This is a genomic window from Pseudomonas sp. 32_A, assembly GCF_017490905.1.
GTDB lineage: Bacteria > Pseudomonadota > Gammaproteobacteria > Pseudomonadales > Pseudomonadaceae > Aquipseudomonas > Aquipseudomonas inefficax.
Window position 1 is genome coordinate 1 of sequence record NZ_JAFGYI010000115.1, and the last position, 679, is coordinate 679.

Here is a 679-nt window from a genome sequence, read left to right on the forward strand (position 1 = left end):
GCTTGACGATGACGCGATCGTGTAGCGGGCGTAGGCTCATTCTCACGTTTCCTTATCGAAATCGTTGGCACTCGGGCTTGGTGAGTGCCAATCAGGTGTCGAGTATAGAAACGCGCGCCCGAACGCTCCAATAACGGATTCGCACAAACTTATCGGAGAAAACGCATTAGCCGCCGCGCCGGCCGCGGCCGATCCGCCGCTTGCGCGCGCCCGTCGCGCCGACTAGCCGCCGACTAGCGCAAGAACGTGTCGAGAAACGCGGCGGCTTCGTTCGAGATGCCGACGATCTTGTTCGTCGCCTGCCGATAGCGCTTGAAGTTGAGCTCGGTCTGCGGCCGGCCGTCGCGCCAGTCGGCGAAGCGCTCGAGCTCGCCGCGCCCGAGCAGCGCGCCGATGTCGGCGCCGAGATTGTTGACCGCCTCGTGCTCGATCGACAGCGGCACGAACGTGATCGCACGGTCCAGATAACCGGCGAGCGTATGGACCGCGCCGATCTCGAGCGTGCGCGACGAGCCCGCGCCGTAATGGATCCGCTTCGGCAGGCGCAGCGCGTCGAGCCGCTGCTCGGCGAAGCGCTGCGCGTCGTCGATCGTGTCGAAGCGGCCCGCGCGTTGGCCGTCGTAGATTTCGCGCACGGGCAGCACCGGCGCCTTGTCCTCGGGCGGCTGCTGCGCGTGCC

At 66.6% G+C, this 679-nt stretch carries 1 protein-coding gene; it reads right to left on the bottom strand.

Going from position 1 to position 679, the window contains the following annotated elements; all coding sequences use genetic code 11:
* Positions 1-233: 233 nt before the first annotated feature.
* A partial coding sequence (locus tag J5M58_RS25835) for a contractile injection system protein, VgrG/Pvc8 family (protein ID WP_207880150.1) occupies positions 234-679 on the bottom strand: 446 nt, incomplete at its 5' end.